Here is a 14,687-nt window from a genome sequence, read left to right as displayed (position 1 = left end):
GCCGCGCTTCAGGCGCGGGCGACGAGGCCCTCGTAATGGGCGGCAAGCGCGGCGGCGTTGGCCTGCCAGCTGAACCCGTCGGCAAGCGCGGCGACTGCCTCGCGCGGGGGCGGGCTTGCCAGCAGCGCGCGCACACCTTCTGCCACCGCCTCGGGCGTGCGGGCAACCAGCCGCCCGGCAACCTCGCTGGTGATCAGCTCGCGCGCGCCGCCGACATCGCAGGTCACCACCGGCGTGCCACAGGCCAGCGCCTCGACCCAGGCATTGGCGAGGCCCTCGTCCGCGCTTGGCAGCACCATCACGTCCGCCGCCGAGAGCAGCAGCGGCATCACGTCATGATCGATGACGCCGGCAAACAGCACCCGCTCGGCCAGCCCCAGCCCCGCCGCCCGGGCGCGCAGGCGGGGCTCGTCCTCGCCCTTGCCAACCAGCACCAGCCGCGCCTCGGGCAAATCGGCCAGCGCGGCGATGGCAATGGCCTGGCCCTTGCGTTCGATGAGCGCGCCGACGCTCACGAGCAGCGGTGCAGCATCGGGCAGGGGCAGGCCGAGTTCGCGCGTCAATTGGCGGCGCAGTTGCGGATGGGCGAGCGGGCGGAAGCGGTCTCGATCAAGCCCGGTGTAGTGGAGCGTGATCTTGTCCGGCGCCATGCCCATGGCCGCCATGCGCTGTGCAAGATCGCGGCTCACCGCGAGCAGACCCTCGGCCGCCTCGGCCGCCTCGAGCATCTGTCGGCGGGCGAAATCCTGCTTGCCCCAATAGGTGATGTCGCTGCCGCGGGCCTTGATCGATAGCGGCAGCCCCATGGCCTTGGCGATGATGGCCGCCGCCGGGCCATCGGGGAAAAAGAATTGGGCGTCGATCAGGTCGATGGGAGTTGCTGCATGGATCTGCCGGACCAGCGGCAGAGCGGCGCGCGCGATCGCGGCGGCATTGCGACGCGCCCCGATCCGCGGAATCAGCGTGAAGCGCGGGCGGTGGACGGTGATGCCCCCTTCCTCTGCCCTTTGCGGCAGGTCTGCCAGCGGGCGATAGCGCCCCAGCGCCAGCGGCGGCAGGCCGATCGGGTTGATCACGCTCACCCGCCAATCTCCCCGCTGCGCCAGCGCCTCGAGCGATTGCGCAACGAAGATGCCAAAGCGCGGGCTTGCCGGGCTGGGATAGAGCGTGGCGAGGCTGAGGACGTGTTTCACGATGGGGCTGCCTTAGGGGCCTTGCGGTTAAAGCGGCCTCACCAGCATGATCGCGCAGGCGATCCAGGCGGGATTGTCGATCACCACCTGCTTCTGCCCCGCGCCCGGCGGCAGCAGGCCGATGCGCGCGCCCTGCCGGTCGATCAGCCGCCCGAAGGCGAGCCGCCCGCCGGGGCGCGGTGCCAGGCAATCGCGGTTGATTGCGCGGGTGAGCGCCGCGGCATCGGCTGCCGGATCAAGGGATTGCAGCCAGATCTGGTCGCCCGGGCGATATTCCCCGATGCTGGCCGCGACCGCCAGCACCAAGGGGGCAGACGCCCCCACGCCGGCGGCAAGATCGGCCGGGGGCACCGCCTCGCGCGGGGTGCTCAGCGGCTCGGGGCCGGCGGGGCCGAGCTCGGCGATGATCCGCGCCGGCTCGCTCTCCTCGGCGCGCATCAGGCTCGCCGGTTCGACCTTGAGCGCGGCGGCGATGCGCTCCATCCAGGCGAGCGAGAGCTGGCGCGTGCCGGTCTCGAGCCGGCCAATGGTCTGCGCCGTGGTCGGGGGCACGCAGGCAGCGGCAAGATCGGCGAGGGTCATGCCCCTCGCTTTCCTCAGGTCGCGGATACGGTTGGTCATCGCGGGCAGCGCCTTGTTTAACCGGATTGGTTTTTCCTTTCCTACAGATACGCCGTCTTGGCAAGTCGTCGGATGCCAACAAGCGGGAGGACAAACAATGACGCGCCACCTCGTCGAACGCGAACTCACCCCGGAGGGCCCGCGCCGCAGCGCTCCGGCCAAGGGTGCCCGGCGCCCGGCGCGCACGGTGACGGTCAACCTTGGTGAAAGCCCGATCACCTGGCTGCACGCGCGCGGCCATCTGAGCGACCGGCTGCGCGATGCGGGCGAGGCGCTGCGTGCCGATTACGAGCGCGCGCAGATCGCCCCCAGCATCACCATGCGCTGGGACCCGGTGCGGGTGAAAACCACCGGCGAGCGTGGGCTTGAAGCGTCCGAACGCCAGATCGCCGCGCGCCAGCGCTTCGACGGGGCGATCCGCGCGGCTGGCCGCGGCCTTGAGGATATCCTGTGGCGGGTGGTGTGCGCGGGCGAGGCCCTGCCCGAGGCGGAAAGGGCGCTCGGCTGGCCGGCGCGCAGCGGCAAGCTGGTGTTGCGCATCGCGCTTGAACGGGTGGCCGACTATTACCGCATAGCCTGACTTTAGCCCGAGACCTCGGAGAAAAACCGCTCCTCGGCGATCTTGCCGTCCCGCACGGTGTAAAGCGCGATCTCGCGCGCCTGCACACGCTCGCCCTGCATGGTCACATCCATGGTGAAGTGCAGCGCGAACTGGTCCCCGAACACGAAGGGCCCTTCGGTGACGAAGCTGTGCATGGTGGCATGGGCCTCCCACCAGACGTGCTTGGCAAGCAGTGCCGCGCGCCCTTCGACGCGCGCGCCGTCACCGCCATGAGGTTCGAGGCTGACGATGTCATCGGCCCACAGCGCCTGATTGGCGGGTGCATCATCGGCGCGGATCGCAGCGGCAAAGGCGCGGGCGATATCTTCGGTGATCATCGGCGAGTCTCCGTGCGGGGATGAGGCGGATTGGCCCTGGAATGCGGCAATTGCGCGGCCGCGCCTTAGCCTTCCACCATCTCCGCCAGCATCAGCCAGCGTTCCTCGGCCGCGTCCTTTTCCGCCCGGGCCTTGGCGATGCTCTCGGTGATCGCGTGGAAGCGCTGGGGATCGCGGGTGTAAAGATCGGGATCGGCGAGCAGCGCCTCGTCCCGGGCAATCGCCGCTTCAAGCTCGGCGATGCGCGCGGGCAAAAGCTCGTAATCGCGCTGATCCTTGTAGGACAGCTTGACCGCGGAACGCGACCGGGGCGGAGGGGCGGGCGCAGGCGTGGCGGGGCTGCGCGCTTCAGCCCGGCGCGCGGCGGGGCGCGGCGCGGCCTCGGCGCAGCGGCGCGCTTCCCAATCGGCATAGCCGCCCGCGACGATATCGACCTTGCCCGAGCCGTCGAGCCCGAGCGTCACCGTCACCGTGCGGTCGAGAAAATCGCGGTCGTGGCTGACGATCAGCACCGTGCCGTCAAAATCGGCGATCACCTCCTGCAGGAGGTCGAGCGTTTCAAGGTCAAGATCGTTGGTCGGCTCGTCGAGCACCAGGAGGTTGGCGGTGCGGGCAAATTCGCGCGCGAGCAGCAGGCGCGAACGCTCTCCGCCGGAAAGGATGCCGATCTTGGTATCGACCAGCCGGGGATCGAACAGGAAGTCCTTGAGATAGGCCTGGACGTGCTTTCGCACTCCGCGCACATCGATCCAGTCGCCCCCCTGGGCGAGGAACTGCCGCACGCTTGCCTGCGGATCGAGCAGCCTGCGCTGCTGGTCGATCATCACCCCGGAGAGCGTCTTGGCATGGGTGACGGTGCCACTATCGGGCTCGAGCTCGCGCGTGAGCAACTTGAGCAGCGTGGTCTTGCCCGCGCCATTGGCCCCGACAATGCCGATGCGGTCGCCGTTCTGGATGCGCAGCGAGAAGGGCTTGATCACCACCCGCGCGCCAAAGGCCTTGGAGATGTTCTCGGCGACGATCACCGATTTTGACTTGAACGCCTCGTCCTCGGCCAGGGCGAGTTTGGCCGTGCCCGCCGCGGCCCCGGCGATCATCGCCGCGCGGGCGGCGCGCATCTGCTGGAGCTTGGCCAGCCGCCCCTGGTTGCGCCGCCGCCGCGCGGTCACCCCGCGTTCGAGCCAATGGGCCTCGATCTTGAGCTTGGCATCGAGCTTCTCGGCGGCCCGGGCTTCCTCGGCATAGACCTGTTCCTCCCAGGCCTCGTAGCCGCCAAAGCCGATCTCCTTGCGCCGCAGGGTGCCGCGGTCGAGCCACAAGGTCGCCCGCGTCAGGCGGGTGAGGAAGGTGCGATCATGGCTGATGGTGATGAAGGCGCCGCGATAGCGGCTGAGCCAGTCCTCGAGCCAGTCGATCGCGCCCAGATCAAGGTGGTTGGTCGGCTCGTCGAGGAGCAAGAGATCGGGCTCCTGCGCCAGCGCTCGAGCGATCGCGGCGCGGCGCCTCTCACCCCCGCTGGCGGTGGCAGCCGCGCGGCTCATGTCGATCCCGAGCTGGCCGGCGATCGCTTCCACCGCGTGCGCGGCAGGGGCATCGGGCCCGGCGAGGGCAAAGTCCATCAGCGTGGCAAAGGGGGCAAGATCGGGCTCCTGCTCGAGGAACACGATGCGCGTGCCCGGCTTGACCCGGCGCTGCCCACGATCGGCTTCGATCCGCCCGGTGATGAGGCGCAACAGGGTGGTCTTGCCCGCGCCGTTGCGCCCGATCAGCGCCAGCCGGTCACCGGGCAGCACGTGGAGGTCGAGCGGGGGCGGGCCATCGGCTCCGGGAGGGCCGCCGAACAGCCAGCGGCCGCCCTGCTGCAGGGCCATGCCTTCGAGCGAGAGGATCGGGGGCTGGGCCATGGGCCGAGCCACCTAGGAGTTTGAACCGCGCCCGACAAGCCGGTTCAGCCCCGCGAAAGTCGCCGCGGTGCAGGGGCGCGGCTCAACCACAAGGAACCTGCCGATGATGCGATCTGCCTTCCTGCCCCTTGCCGCCACCGCGCTCGCGCTGCCTGCCGGGCCGCTTGCCGCTGCCGAGGTCACGCTTGCCCCGTCCGGCCCGGTGGTCGAACTCAGCGTGTTCGAGAGCGTTGCGGTCGCGCCCGACATCGCCACCATCGGCGCCGGGGTGACCACCGAGGCAGACAGCGCCAGCGCGGCGATGCAGCAGAACGCTGCGCAGATGAGCGCGGTGATCGCCCGGATCAAGGCGCTGGGCATTGCCGAGCGCGACATCCAGACCACCGGCATCAGCCTCAATGCCCGCTATGACTATGATCCTGCCGCGCAGCGCCCGGTGTTCCGCGGCTACCAGGCCGCCAACCGGGTGAGCGTGAAGCTGCGCCAGATCGCCGAAGTGGGCCGGGTGCTCGATGCGCTGGTGGCCGCCGGGGTCAACGATTTGAGCGGCCCGAGCTTTGCCATCGAGAACGACGAGGCGGCCAAGGATGAAGCCCGCAAGCGCGCGCTCGATCGCGCCACGGCCCGCGCCGAGGCCTATGCCCGCAGCCTCGGCTATGGCGGGGCGAAGGTGCTGGCGATCGCCGAAACGCTCACCGGACGCGGCCCCATGCCCGAGACGGTGATGATCCGCGCCGATGCCGGCAAGGTCTCGGCCGTGCCCCCGGTCGAGCCGGGGCTGGTCGAGGCCGGGGTGAGCCTTTCGATCACCTACGAGCTGGTGAAGGGCGCCGGCCAGTGAGCGCCCGGCGGCCCATTCACGGCTTGTTCAATACCGCCGCCCTAGGCATGGTGGCGCCATGAAACAGGCTCGCTCGCTCATCGCCGTCATGCTCGCTGCGCTGGCGCTTGCCGGGTTCGTCGCCCCGGCTGCAGCGCAGGATCAGCCGCGCGGGGAGCAGAGCGAGGCGCGCCGCGAGGCCGAGGCGGGCAACCAGCTCAGCCTGCGCGAGATCGAGCGGCGCATCCTGCCGCAGATGCTGGGCGCCGAATATCTTGGCCCGGCCTATGATTCGGCGGCGCGCGCCTATCGGCTCAAGTTCATCAGGGATGGCCGTGTGACCTATGTCGATGTCGATGCCCGCACCGGGCGGATCATCGGCCGGTCGCGCTGAGCGCGGGGCAGCCCGGTCGCGGCCATGCGCCTTGCTTGACGCAATCCTGCCAAAGGCGCACGAGCCTAGCGCAGGGATAAGCAGGACTTAGGGTGAATCATGCGGATTCTGATCGTCGAAGACGAACCGACCCTCGGCGCGCAGCTCAAGGCGACGCTCGAGGGGCAGGGCTATGCGGTCGATCTGTCCACCGACGGGGAGGACGGGCACTTCATGGGTTCGACCGAGGATTACGATGCGGTGATCCTCGATCTTGGCCTGCCCGAGATCGACGGGCTGACGGTGCTGGGAATGTGGCGGCGCGAGGGGCGCAGCTTCCCGGTGCTGGTGCTGACCGCGCGCGATTCCTGGTCGGACAAGGTTGCCGGGCTCGATGCCGGGGCCGATGATTACCTCGCCAAGCCTTTCCAGACCGAGGAGCTGATCGCCCGCCTGCGCGCGCTCATCCGCCGGGCTTCGGGCAATACCTCATCCGAACTGGTTGCCGGTGATGTCCGCCTCGACACCCGCTCGGGCCGGGTCACGCTCGCGGGCGAGCCGGTCAAGCTGACCGCGCAGGAATACAAGCTGCTCTCCTACCTCATGCACCACAAGGGCAAGGTGGTGAGCCGCACCGAACTGATCGAGCACATCTATGATCAGGATTTCGACCGCGATTCGAACACCATCGAGGTGTTCGTCACCCGCATCCGCAAGAAGCTCGGCGCAGACGTGATCACCACCATCCGTGGCCTCGGTTACAGCCTCGACGACCCCGCCGACGCCCCCCGCGCCTGAGCAAGGCGCGCGCGGCGGCGAGGGCAGAGCGGCCTTGCCCGCAGGGCAGGCCGCGCCCGGCGCGCCCGCGGCATCCCCCGAAGCGGCCGCCGCACCCGCATCGGCAACCGCGCAAGCGCCGCGCGCCAGCCTTGCCCGACGCATGGGGCTGATCGCGGCGGGGTGGATCTTCGTGCTGCTGCTGGGCGGCGGCCTCGCGCTCGAGCGCACCCTGACCCGCCAGGTCGAGGCCAATTTCGACGAGCAGCTCGATTACATCCTCACCGCGATGATCGCTTCGGCCGAGATCGATCCCAATGGCGAGGTCTATTTCTACCGCACGCTGGGCGACCAGCGCTTTCTCGAGCCGGGCAGCGGGCTTTACTGGCAGATCAGCGGCGGCAATTTCGATCCCTGGCCTTCGCGCAGCCTGTGGGACCGCACCTTGAGGCTCAAGGGCACTGGCCAGAAGGGCGAGCATTTCGACAGCCAGACGCATTTCTACGATTCCGACCAGTTCCCGGGTGAGCCTTTGCGGATTGCCGAGCGCACCGTGATCCTGCCCGGCTCGGAAACCCGCTGGACCTTCGCGGTGGCCAGCGCCACCGAGCAGATGGACCGCCAGATCGGGCGCGTGCGGCTGATCCTGATCTGGAGCTTTGCCGTGCTCGGCCTTGGCCTGTTGGTGATGGCGCTGCTGCAAATCCGCTATGGCCTTTCGCCGCTGCGGCGGGTGCGCGCGGCGATTCAGAAGCTGCGCAGCACCGGGGCCAATCGCATCACCGATCCGCTGCCGCTCGAGGTGCAGCCGCTGGTCGAGGAACTCAATGCCCTTCTCGAGCACTCCGAGCGCCAGGCCGAGGAGGCGCGCCGCCATGCGGGCAACCTTGCCCATGCGCTCAAGACGCCGCTCACCGTGCTGACCAACGCCGCCACCGCGCGCGCCCCGGATCTGCCCGAAACGGTGATGCGCGAGGTGCGCACGATGCAGCGCCATGTCGATCACCATCTCGCCCGCGCCCGCGCCGTTGGCCGCCGCGCCATCGGCCATGCCCGCACCAATGTCTATGCCAGCGCCGAGGCCGTGCGCCGCGCGATCGAGCGGCTCTATCCCCAGGGCCGGTTTGACATCGCCGGGAGCAAGACCGCGATGGTCGCGCTCGAGCGGCAGGATCTCGACGAGCTGCTCGGCAACCTGATCGAGAACGCCGCCAAATATGGTGGCGGCAGCGTGTTCGTGACCATCGATCCCGAGGAGGCCGAGGCCCCGCGCGATCCGGGGCAGTGCCTGATCTGGATCGAGGATGACGGCCCCGGCATTCCCGAGGCACAGCGCAGCCGCATCTTCGATCGCGGGGTCAGGCTCGATACCGACAAGCCCGGCACCGGCCTTGGCCTGGCGATTGTGCGCGATGTGGCCGAGATCTATGGCGGCAGCGTGCGCCTTGCAGAGAGCGAGGATCTGGGCGGCCTCCTCGTCGAACTGCGCCTGCCGCGCGCCGATTGAGGCGGCGGCGAAGGGTTGGCCATGCTGCGCCGTTGGGCACATGGATATGGCCCCGCAAGCGCTGATCGAGGACAAGGACCTGCTGGCATGAATGCCCGCCGCCAGCCCATGCCCGGTGACACCGCCGCGGTGCCCCGTGCCGATGCGGGCGGCGGCGATGCGGCGCTGCTGGCGCGCCTTGCTGCGCGCGAGGCGGGTGCCCTGCGCCAGATCATCGCGCGCGAGGCGGCGGGGCTCCACCGCATCGCCTATCGCATGATCGGCGATGCCAGCGAGGCCGAGGACATCGTGCAGGAGGCGCTGCTGAGGCTGTGGGACCACGCCCCGGCGCTTGCGGCGCGGCACCCCATGGGCAGCGCGGCGGCATCGAAGTTGCGGCTTGGCGGCTGGCTCACCCGGGTGGTGACCAACCTTGCCATCGACCGCATCCGCCGCGCCCGGCGGGTGACGCTGGGCACCGTGCCCGACGGGCCTGACGCAGCGCCGCGCGCCGATGCCCGGATCGAGGCGGACGAGGCGCAAGGCGCCGCCCGGGCGCTGATCGCGGCCCTGCCCGAGCGGCAACGCGCCGCGATCGTGCTGACTTACTATGAGGAATTGCCCAATGCCGCCGCCGCGGCGGCGCTGGAGATGAACCTCAAGGCCTTTGAATCGCTGCTGCTGCGCGCCCGTGCGGCGCTGCGCCGGGCCTATGAGGCAAGGATGCAAGGAGGCGAGCCGTGACCCAACCTGCTCAAGATCGCGGGGCTGCCATCCCCCCCGGCTCGCCGCTCGCCCGGCTGCTCGATTCTGATCGCGTGCCGACCCTGTCCGAAGGCTTTGCCGAGCGGGTGCTGGCAGCCGCGGCGACGCGCCCCGCCGCCCTGCCGCCGCTGCGCCGCACCCCTTCGTGGCGGCGCTGGCGGCTGGGGCCGCGGGTGCTGGCTGGCGCTGCCGGGGTGCTGGCGCTGGCGAGCGCGGCGGCAGCCACCGGCGTGCTCGAGCGGGCGGGCCTGCCGGTGCCATCGGCAAGCACCGTCTGGGCGCGCCTTGCCGAGCCATCGGCACCGCCGGCCAAGCGCACATCGGAGGGGAGGCTGGCTGCGGCCGGGGATGCGGCGGCGCCCGCTGCGCCCGACGAGGCCGGCCCGGTTGTCCTTGACGGCCCGGTCGATACCAAGGCCGAGCTTGAGGAAGTGCTGCGCCGGATCGAGGCCGTGCGCCAGGGCCGCGCCGCCGCGCGCGCGGCGCTGGCGGCACAGCGGCTCGATGCCGCGCTCGAACGCCGCCGCGCGGCGGGCCTGCCGCTGCCTTCGCCCGAGGAGGAGGCGGCCCTGCGCGCGCGGATCGCCGAGCGCGCGGCACAGCGCCAGCAGCAGGCCGAAGCGCGCCTTGCCGCGCGCCGCGCCCAGCTCGAGGACAAGGTGGCGCGTGGCGAGGCGGTCACGCCAGATGATTTCCGCCGTCCGCTCCCCGGCGATCCGCCCGTGCCCGCGTGGCGCCAGCGGCTGCGCGAACTGCCGCCCGCCGAGCGCCGCGCCCTCATCGAAAGCTGGCGCGCGCGCCGCGAGGCCCGGCTGGCGCCCACGGCGCCGCCACCCGCCGATCAAGGCACGCCTGGCACGTCCCCGCCGCAGTCGGAAGCTCCGCAAGCACGGCCGGCCGAGCCACAGGCCGCACCGCCCGAATGACGCTCAGGCGCGGCGCGCCTTTTCGTGGTGGCGGATCACCTCATCGATGATGAAGCGCAGGAACTTCTCGGAAAATTCCGGGTCGAGATCGGCTTCCTCGGAAAGTTTCCTCAGGCGCGCGATCTGCCGCGCCTCGCGCTCGGGATCGGCCGGGGGCAGGGCGGCTCTGGCCTTGTATTCGCCCACGGCCTGGGTGATGCGGAAGCGCTCGGCCAGCATGTGGATGAGCGCTGCATCAATATTGTCGATGCTCTTGCGATAGGCGGCGAGCACCGGGTCGGGCGCTTGCGCGGGAGGGTTGGCGGGGGCTTGCGCGGGATCGTTCATCGCCTGCAAACCTAGCACCAATTCCCCGCTTGCCAAGCGCGCGGGCAAGCCCCTAAGGCTTGCGCCATGAGCGCCGATGTCGTTCCCCTGCCGCGCAAGGCGCCCACGCTTGATCCCATGCTGGCTCTGACCGCGCCCGGGATGAACGCCGTCAACGCCGTGATCCTCGAGCGGATGCAGAGCGAGATCCCGCTCATTCCGCGCCTTGCCGGGCACCTCATCAGCGGCGGGGGCAAGCGGCTGCGCCCGATGCTCACCCTCGCCGGGGCGGAACTGGTCGGCTACAAGGGCACGCGCCATCACAAGCTTGCCGCTGCGGTCGAGTTCATCCACACCGCCACGCTCTTGCACGATGACGTGGTGGACGGCAGCGAACTCAGACGCGGCAAGGCGGCGGCCAACATCATCTTCGGCAATCCGGCCACCGTGCTGGTGGGCGATTTCCTGTTCTCCCGCGCCTTCGAGCTGATGACCGAGGATGGGAGCTTGCGCGTGCTTTCGATCCTGAGCCGTGCGAGCGCGGTGATCGCCGAGGGCGAGGTCTCGCAGCTTTCTGCCCAGCGCCAGATCACCACCAGCGAGGAGCAATATCTGGAAATCATCGGCGCCAAGACCGCCGCGCTCTTTGCTGCGGCGAGCCAGATCAGCGCGGTGGTGGCCGAGTGCTCCGAGGAACAGGAACGCGCGCTTGAAGCCTATGGCCGCAACCTCGGGATCGCCTTCCAGCTGGTCGATGATGCGATCGACTATTCCTCCGACGCGGCCCAGATGGGCAAGCAGCAGGGCGATGATTTCCGCGAGGGCAAGATGACGCTGCCGGTGATCCTCGCCTATGCCCGCGGGGGCGAGGCCGAAAGGCGCTTCTGGCGCGATGCGATCCTTGGCCACCGCGCTTCCGATGCCGATCTTGCCGAGGCGATCGCGCTGATCGAGCGGCACAATGCCATCGCCGACACGCGCGAGCGGGCGCGCCATTTCGCCGCGCGGGCGATCGATGCGATCTCGATCTTCCCCGATGGCAAGGCGCGCCAGGCGATGGCCGAAGCGGCGCAATTCGCGGTCGCGCGCGGGCACTAGGCGGGCTATCGCGCGGGGGCGATGACCTCCGATCTGCCGATCCATGCCGTGCTGCCCGATCTGCGCGCCGCGTTGGCGGGCGCGGGCGCCGCGGTGCTGATCGCCCCGCCGGGCGCGGGCAAGACCACCTTGGTCGCGCCCGACATGCTCGCCCAGCCCTGGTGCACCGGCCAGATCATCCTCACCGCGCCGCGGCGGCTCGCGGCCCGGGCCGCGGCCGAGCGCATCGCCGAACTGCTGGGCGAGGGCGTGGGGGGGAAAGTGGGCTATGTCACCCGGCTCGAGCGCAAGGCCTCGGCGGACAGCCGCATCCTGGTGGTGACCGAGGCGATCCTCGTCAACCGCCTGATCGCCGATCCCGAGCTTTCAGGGGTTGCCGCGCTGCTGCTCGATGAGGTGCACGAGCGCAGCCTCGATACCGATCTGGCCCTTGCCCTCGCGCTCGAGAGCCGCGCCGTGCTGCGCCCCGATCTGCGCCTTCTCGTGATGTCGGCAACGCTCGATGGCGCGCGCTTTGCCCAGCTTCTGGGCGAGGGCGCGCCGGTGATCGAAAGCGCCGGGCGCAGCCATCCGCTGGCGATCCGCTGGCTCGGCGAGGATGCGGCGACGCCGCTCGCCGAACGCATGAGCGCGGCGATCCTCGAGGCCTGGCGCGCTGAGAGCGGCGATATCCTTGCCTTCCTGCCCGGGGTGCGCGAGATCGCCGCAGTGCACGAGCGGCTGGCCGCGCGCCTGCCCGATACCCCGATCCATCCGCTCCACGGCCAGATCGAGCCTGCCGCCCAGCGCGCGGCGATGCGCCGCGATCCCGCCGGGCGCCGCCGCATCGTGCTCGCCACCGCGATTGCCGAAACCTCGCTCACGCTCGATGGCGTGCGGGTGGTGGTCGATAGCGGCCTTGCCCGCTTGGCCGAGTTCGATCGCCTCGCCGGCACCACGCGGCTCGTTACCCGCCGCGCCAGCCAGGCGGCGGCTGCCCAGCGCGCCGGGCGCGCGGCGCGCCAGGGGCCGGGGGTGGCCTATCGTCTGTGGGCCGAGGCCGGCCACGCCGCACGCCCCGCTTTCGCTCCGCCCGAAATCCTCACCGCCGATCTTGCCCCCCTGCTGCTGCGCCTGGCGCATTGGGGCGCGCGCGATCCCAGCGCGCTCGCCTGGCTCGATCCGCCGCCCGAGGCGGCGCTGGCAGCGGCGCGCGCGGCGCTCACCAAGCTGGACGCGCTCGATACGGCCGGGCGCATCACCCCGCTGGGCGAGGCGCTCGCCAGCCTGCCGATGGCGCCCGATCAGGCCGCGGCGCTGCTGCATGGGGCGGCGGCCGGGGTGGGGGAGGAGACCGCCCGGCTGGTGATGCTGCTGCAGGAGCGCGGCCTGGGCGGGCCGGGAGAGGACCTCCTCCAGCGCCTCGCCCGTTGGCGGGTCGAGCGTGGCGCGCGCGCTGCGGCAGCGGCGCAAAGCGTGGCGGGCTGGGCCCGGCAGGCCGCGCAGCGCTCCAAGGTGATCGGACACAGCCCGGCGCAGTCTGCGGCCGAGGCGCTGGCGCTCGCCCGGCCCGATTTCGTTGCCCGCCGGCGCGATCCCTCGGGCACCCAGTGGCTGAGCGCGGGCGGGCGGGGCTATGTGCTCGATCCGGCCTCGCCCCTTGCGCGGGCCGAATGGCTGGTGATTGGTGACGCTCAGGGCGAGGCGCGCGGCGCGCGCATCACCGCGGCGGCCGAACTTGCGCCCGAGCGGATCGCGGCGCTGTTTGCCAAGGAGCTTGAGGAACGGGTGATAACCCGCTGGAACGCGGAGAAAGCGCGGGTCGAGGCGCGGCGCGAGCGGCGGCTCGGCGCGATCGTGCTGGCAAGCGTGCCCGAGCCGGCCCCCGATCCGGCGCTGTGTGTGGATATCCTTGTGGAGAAAGCTCTGGAACTGCTGGGGGAACTCCTGCCCAAGGGCTTCCTCGCCCGGGCGCGCTTTGCCGGGATCGCGGCGCTCGCGCCCGAGGCGCTCAGCGCGCGCGTGGGCGAATGGCTGGCGCCGCTGCTTGCCGGGCGGCGCGACCTTGATCTGCCTCCCGAACGCTTTGCCGAGGCAGCGCTCGGCCTCATTGACTGGAACACGCGCCAGGCGCTCGATCGGGCCGCGCCAACGCATTTCATCTCGCCCGCCGGCACCCGCCACGCAATCGACTATGCCGGCGATGATGCCCCCAGCGTCGAGGTGCGGGTGCAGGCGCTGTTCGGGTGTGATGCCCAGCCAATGATCGGGGCCACGCCGCTGCTGCTCAAGCTCACCAGCCCGGCGGGCCGCCCGATCCAGGCAACGCGCGATCTGCCGGGCTTCTGGCGCGGCAGCTGGCGCGAGGTGGTGCGCGAGATGAAGGGGCGCTATCCCAAGCACCGCTGGCCCGATCAGCCCTGGCGCGAAGTGCCCAGTCTCAAGACCAAAAACGCCTTCAACCGCAGCGATTCGTGATCTAAGGCGCGCGGCCATGAGCGCGCGAATCTACCAGAAGCCCAAGCACGCGATGCAATCGGGCAAGGCCCATACGGATGAATGGGTGCTCGAGTTTGCGCCATCTTCGGCGCGCTTTGCCGATCCCTTGATGGGCTGGACGGGCACCTCCGACACCCAGACCCAGGTGCGCCTGACCTTCCCCTCCAAGGAAGCGGCCAAGGCCTATGCCGAGAAATACGGCATTCCCGCCAGGGTTCACGCCACCCCGCCGCGGCGGCTCAAGCTCCAGGCCTACGCGGACAATTTCCGCTGAGTTGATTTCCCGCCCTGCCTGCGCCATATGCGCTGGCGGGAGTCGGGTGGACGTTGGCGTCCGCCCACCGGGTCAGGGCCGGAAGGCAGCAGCCCAGGTGGATTGCGACGGGTCGCCCGGCTCCTTCTTCCCTCAAGCGACGGGTTCCTGCGCCGCGCGCATTCGGCTGCGCGCCTCGTTCCGCGAGCCAGTGGCAGGCAGGCTGCCGGCAAAGCGCGCCAAGCCAAAGGGCGGCATATTGGCATAGACCGTCTCGTGCGCCTCGGCCGCAACGCAATAGGTCTCGTGATAGATGCCCACGCTGCCATCAGATCCGATGGCGCGGTTGAAGGCGGTCCAGGCGGGCCAGTGGAGCGCATCGCGGTCGCGGGCATAGTGCTCGAGACTGTCGAAATCGCGCCAATACTGGATGAGGATAATCTGCCGCAGCGAGCACAGCGCCACCTCGCTGCCAAGAAAGCCGCTTTGCGGATTTGCCGCCAGTTCGCGCAGCATCGGCCCCATCGCCCGCATCACCGGCCACCAGCGGGTGATCTTGTGGAAATGGTTGATCCGCATCCCGATCAGGAACACCACCAGGGGGCCGCTGTGGGCATCGGTCATGCGGCCGGGGATGATGGTCATGGCAGGCTCCTTTCGTCAAGATAGATTGCAAAATGCAACCGATTTGTCAAGCCCCGGCTTGCGGGAAAGGCGGGGTTGGGGCTTCGACTTTCCTGGGGCCCTT

The 14,687-nt window shown here is 70.3% G+C and carries 16 protein-coding genes and 1 other RNA gene; 11 read left to right on the top strand and 6 right to left on the bottom strand.

The genetic code is table 11. From position 1 onward, the window contains the following. Positions 1–8 precede the first annotated feature (8 nt). Complete coding sequence (locus G524_RS0107460; protein WP_027443160.1) at positions 9–1,193, bottom strand: glycosyltransferase; 1,185 nt, start codon at positions 1,191–1,193, stop codon at positions 9–11. Between the two features lie 27 nt (positions 1,194–1,220). Further along, positions 1,221–1,814 (bottom strand): helix-turn-helix domain-containing protein, encoded by a 594-nt coding sequence (locus G524_RS0107455; RefSeq protein WP_027443159.1) that lies wholly within the window; start codon positions 1,812–1,814, stop codon positions 1,221–1,223. 97 nt (positions 1,815–1,911) lie between these two features. Here G524_RS0107455 and G524_RS0107450 point away from each other — a divergent pair, with 97 nt between their 5' ends. Further along, positions 1,912–2,394: a DUF6456 domain-containing protein gene (locus G524_RS0107450; RefSeq protein ID WP_027443158.1), complete on the top strand. Its 483-nt coding sequence runs from the start codon at positions 1,912–1,914 to the stop codon at positions 2,392–2,394. A gap of 2 nt (positions 2,395–2,396) precedes the next feature. On the opposite strand, the gene G524_RS0107445 is transcribed toward G524_RS0107450, so the two are convergent. Then, complete coding sequence (locus tag G524_RS0107445; RefSeq protein ID WP_027443157.1) at positions 2,397–2,753, bottom strand: nuclear transport factor 2 family protein; 357 nt, start codon at positions 2,751–2,753, stop codon at positions 2,397–2,399. Between the two features lie 65 nt (positions 2,754–2,818). Next, on the bottom strand, positions 2,819–4,657 hold the full coding sequence (locus G524_RS0107440; RefSeq protein ID WP_027443156.1) for an ABC-F family ATP-binding cassette domain-containing protein: 1,839 nt from the start codon (positions 4,655–4,657) through the stop codon (positions 2,819–2,821). A 103-nt stretch (positions 4,658–4,760) separates the two neighbouring features. On the opposite strand from G524_RS0107440, the gene G524_RS0107435 reads away from it, so the two are divergent. The 6 genes from G524_RS0107435 (at position 4,761) to G524_RS0107410 (ending at position 9,804) form a co-directional block, all read left to right on the top strand. Then, positions 4,761–5,498 (top strand): SIMPL domain-containing protein, encoded by a 738-nt coding sequence (locus G524_RS0107435; RefSeq protein ID WP_027443155.1) that lies wholly within the window; start codon positions 4,761–4,763, stop codon positions 5,496–5,498. Between the two features lie 58 nt (positions 5,499–5,556). Then, positions 5,557–5,871, top strand: a complete 315-nt coding sequence (locus G524_RS0107430) for a PepSY domain-containing protein (protein ID WP_027443154.1) — start codon at positions 5,557–5,559, stop codon at positions 5,869–5,871. Positions 5,872–5,970: 99 nt separating this feature from the next. Next, positions 5,971–6,648, top strand: coding sequence for a response regulator transcription factor (locus G524_RS0107425; RefSeq protein ID WP_027443153.1), 678 nt, complete (start codon positions 5,971–5,973; stop codon positions 6,646–6,648). Continuing rightward, positions 6,599–8,134 carry a sensor histidine kinase gene (locus G524_RS0107420; RefSeq protein WP_027443152.1) on the top strand — a complete coding sequence of 512 codons (1,536 nt, stop codon included), beginning with the start codon at positions 6,599–6,601 and terminating at the stop codon, positions 8,132–8,134. Before G524_RS0107425 ends, G524_RS0107420 begins: the two co-directional genes overlap by 50 nt. Before the next feature lie 87 nt (positions 8,135–8,221). Next, positions 8,222–8,857: a sigma-70 family RNA polymerase sigma factor gene (locus tag G524_RS0107415; protein WP_051220974.1), complete on the top strand. Its 636-nt coding sequence runs from the start codon at positions 8,222–8,224 to the stop codon at positions 8,855–8,857. Then, positions 8,854–9,804, top strand: a complete 951-nt coding sequence (locus G524_RS0107410) for a hypothetical protein (RefSeq protein ID WP_027443150.1) — start codon at positions 8,854–8,856, stop codon at positions 9,802–9,804. Before G524_RS0107415 ends, G524_RS0107410 begins: the two co-directional genes overlap by 4 nt. Before the next feature lie 3 nt (positions 9,805–9,807). Here G524_RS0107410 and G524_RS0107405 read toward each other — a convergent pair whose 3' ends face one another. After that, positions 9,808–10,131 (bottom strand): chorismate mutase, encoded by a 324-nt coding sequence (locus G524_RS0107405; RefSeq protein WP_027443149.1) that lies wholly within the window; start codon positions 10,129–10,131, stop codon positions 9,808–9,810. Between the two features lie 66 nt (positions 10,132–10,197). Between G524_RS0107405 and G524_RS0107400 the strand changes: the two genes are divergently transcribed. The 4 genes from G524_RS0107400 to ffs all read left to right on the top strand — a co-directional run bounded on the left by G524_RS0107400 (position 10,198) and on the right by ffs (position 14,090). Further along, positions 10,198–11,208 (top strand): polyprenyl synthetase family protein, encoded by a 1,011-nt coding sequence (locus tag G524_RS0107400; protein WP_027443148.1) that lies wholly within the window; start codon positions 10,198–10,200, stop codon positions 11,206–11,208. 21 nt (positions 11,209–11,229) lie between these two features. After that, positions 11,230–13,665, top strand: coding sequence for an ATP-dependent helicase HrpB (hrpB, locus tag G524_RS0107395; protein ID WP_027443147.1), 2,436 nt, complete (start codon positions 11,230–11,232; stop codon positions 13,663–13,665). Between the two features lie 16 nt (positions 13,666–13,681). Further along, positions 13,682–13,960 (top strand): ETC complex I subunit, encoded by a 279-nt coding sequence (locus G524_RS0107390; RefSeq protein ID WP_027443146.1) that lies wholly within the window; start codon positions 13,682–13,684, stop codon positions 13,958–13,960. 35 nt (positions 13,961–13,995) lie between these two features. Next, an RNA gene (gene ffs, locus G524_RS16580) (signal recognition particle sRNA small type) lies at positions 13,996–14,090 on the top strand. A gap of 2 nt (positions 14,091–14,092) precedes the next feature. On the opposite strand, the gene G524_RS0107385 is transcribed toward ffs, so the two are convergent. Beyond that, complete coding sequence (locus G524_RS0107385) at positions 14,093–14,584, bottom strand: DUF4188 domain-containing protein (protein ID WP_027443145.1); 492 nt, start codon at positions 14,582–14,584, stop codon at positions 14,093–14,095. Between the last annotated feature and the right edge of the window lie 103 nt (positions 14,585–14,687).

The organism is Erythrobacter cryptus DSM 12079 (assembly GCF_000422985.1).
Classification (GTDB): Bacteria; Pseudomonadota; Alphaproteobacteria; order Sphingomonadales; family Sphingomonadaceae; genus Erythrobacter; species Erythrobacter cryptus.
Note: the sequence above shows the minus strand (reverse complement) of the source record. Positions and strands in the feature narration are given on the sequence as shown.

Bases quoted from the DNA above. Each gene is read 5' to 3' on its own strand.
- G524_RS0107455 (WP_027443159.1), bottom strand. From the start codon at position 1,814: ATGACCAACCGTATCCGCGACCTGAGGAAAGCGAGGGGCATGACCCTC.
- G524_RS0107450 (WP_027443158.1), top strand. From the start codon at position 1,912: ATGACGCGCCACCTCGTCGAACGCGAACTCACCCCGGAGGGCCCGCGC.
- G524_RS0107445 (WP_027443157.1), bottom strand. From the start codon at position 2,753: ATGATCACCGAAGATATCGCCCGCGCCTTTGCCGCTGCGATCCGCGCC.
- G524_RS0107440 (WP_027443156.1), bottom strand. From the start codon at position 4,657: ATGGCCCAGCCCCCGATCCTCTCGCTCGAAGGCATGGCCCTGCAGCAG.
- G524_RS0107435 (WP_027443155.1), top strand. From the start codon at position 4,761: ATGATGCGATCTGCCTTCCTGCCCCTTGCCGCCACCGCGCTCGCGCTG.
- G524_RS0107430 (WP_027443154.1), top strand. From the start codon at position 5,557: ATGAAACAGGCTCGCTCGCTCATCGCCGTCATGCTCGCTGCGCTGGCG.
- G524_RS0107425 (WP_027443153.1), top strand. From the start codon at position 5,971: ATGCGGATTCTGATCGTCGAAGACGAACCGACCCTCGGCGCGCAGCTC.
- G524_RS0107415 (WP_051220974.1), top strand. From the start codon at position 8,222: ATGAATGCCCGCCGCCAGCCCATGCCCGGTGACACCGCCGCGGTGCCC.
- G524_RS0107405 (WP_027443149.1), bottom strand. From the start codon at position 10,131: ATGAACGATCCCGCGCAAGCCCCCGCCAACCCTCCCGCGCAAGCGCCC.
- G524_RS0107400 (WP_027443148.1), top strand. From the start codon at position 10,198: ATGAGCGCCGATGTCGTTCCCCTGCCGCGCAAGGCGCCCACGCTTGAT.
- hrpB (WP_027443147.1), top strand. From the start codon at position 11,230: ATGACCTCCGATCTGCCGATCCATGCCGTGCTGCCCGATCTGCGCGCC.
- G524_RS0107390 (WP_027443146.1), top strand. From the start codon at position 13,682: ATGAGCGCGCGAATCTACCAGAAGCCCAAGCACGCGATGCAATCGGGC.
- G524_RS0107385 (WP_027443145.1), bottom strand. From the start codon at position 14,584: ATGACCATCATCCCCGGCCGCATGACCGATGCCCACAGCGGCCCCCTG.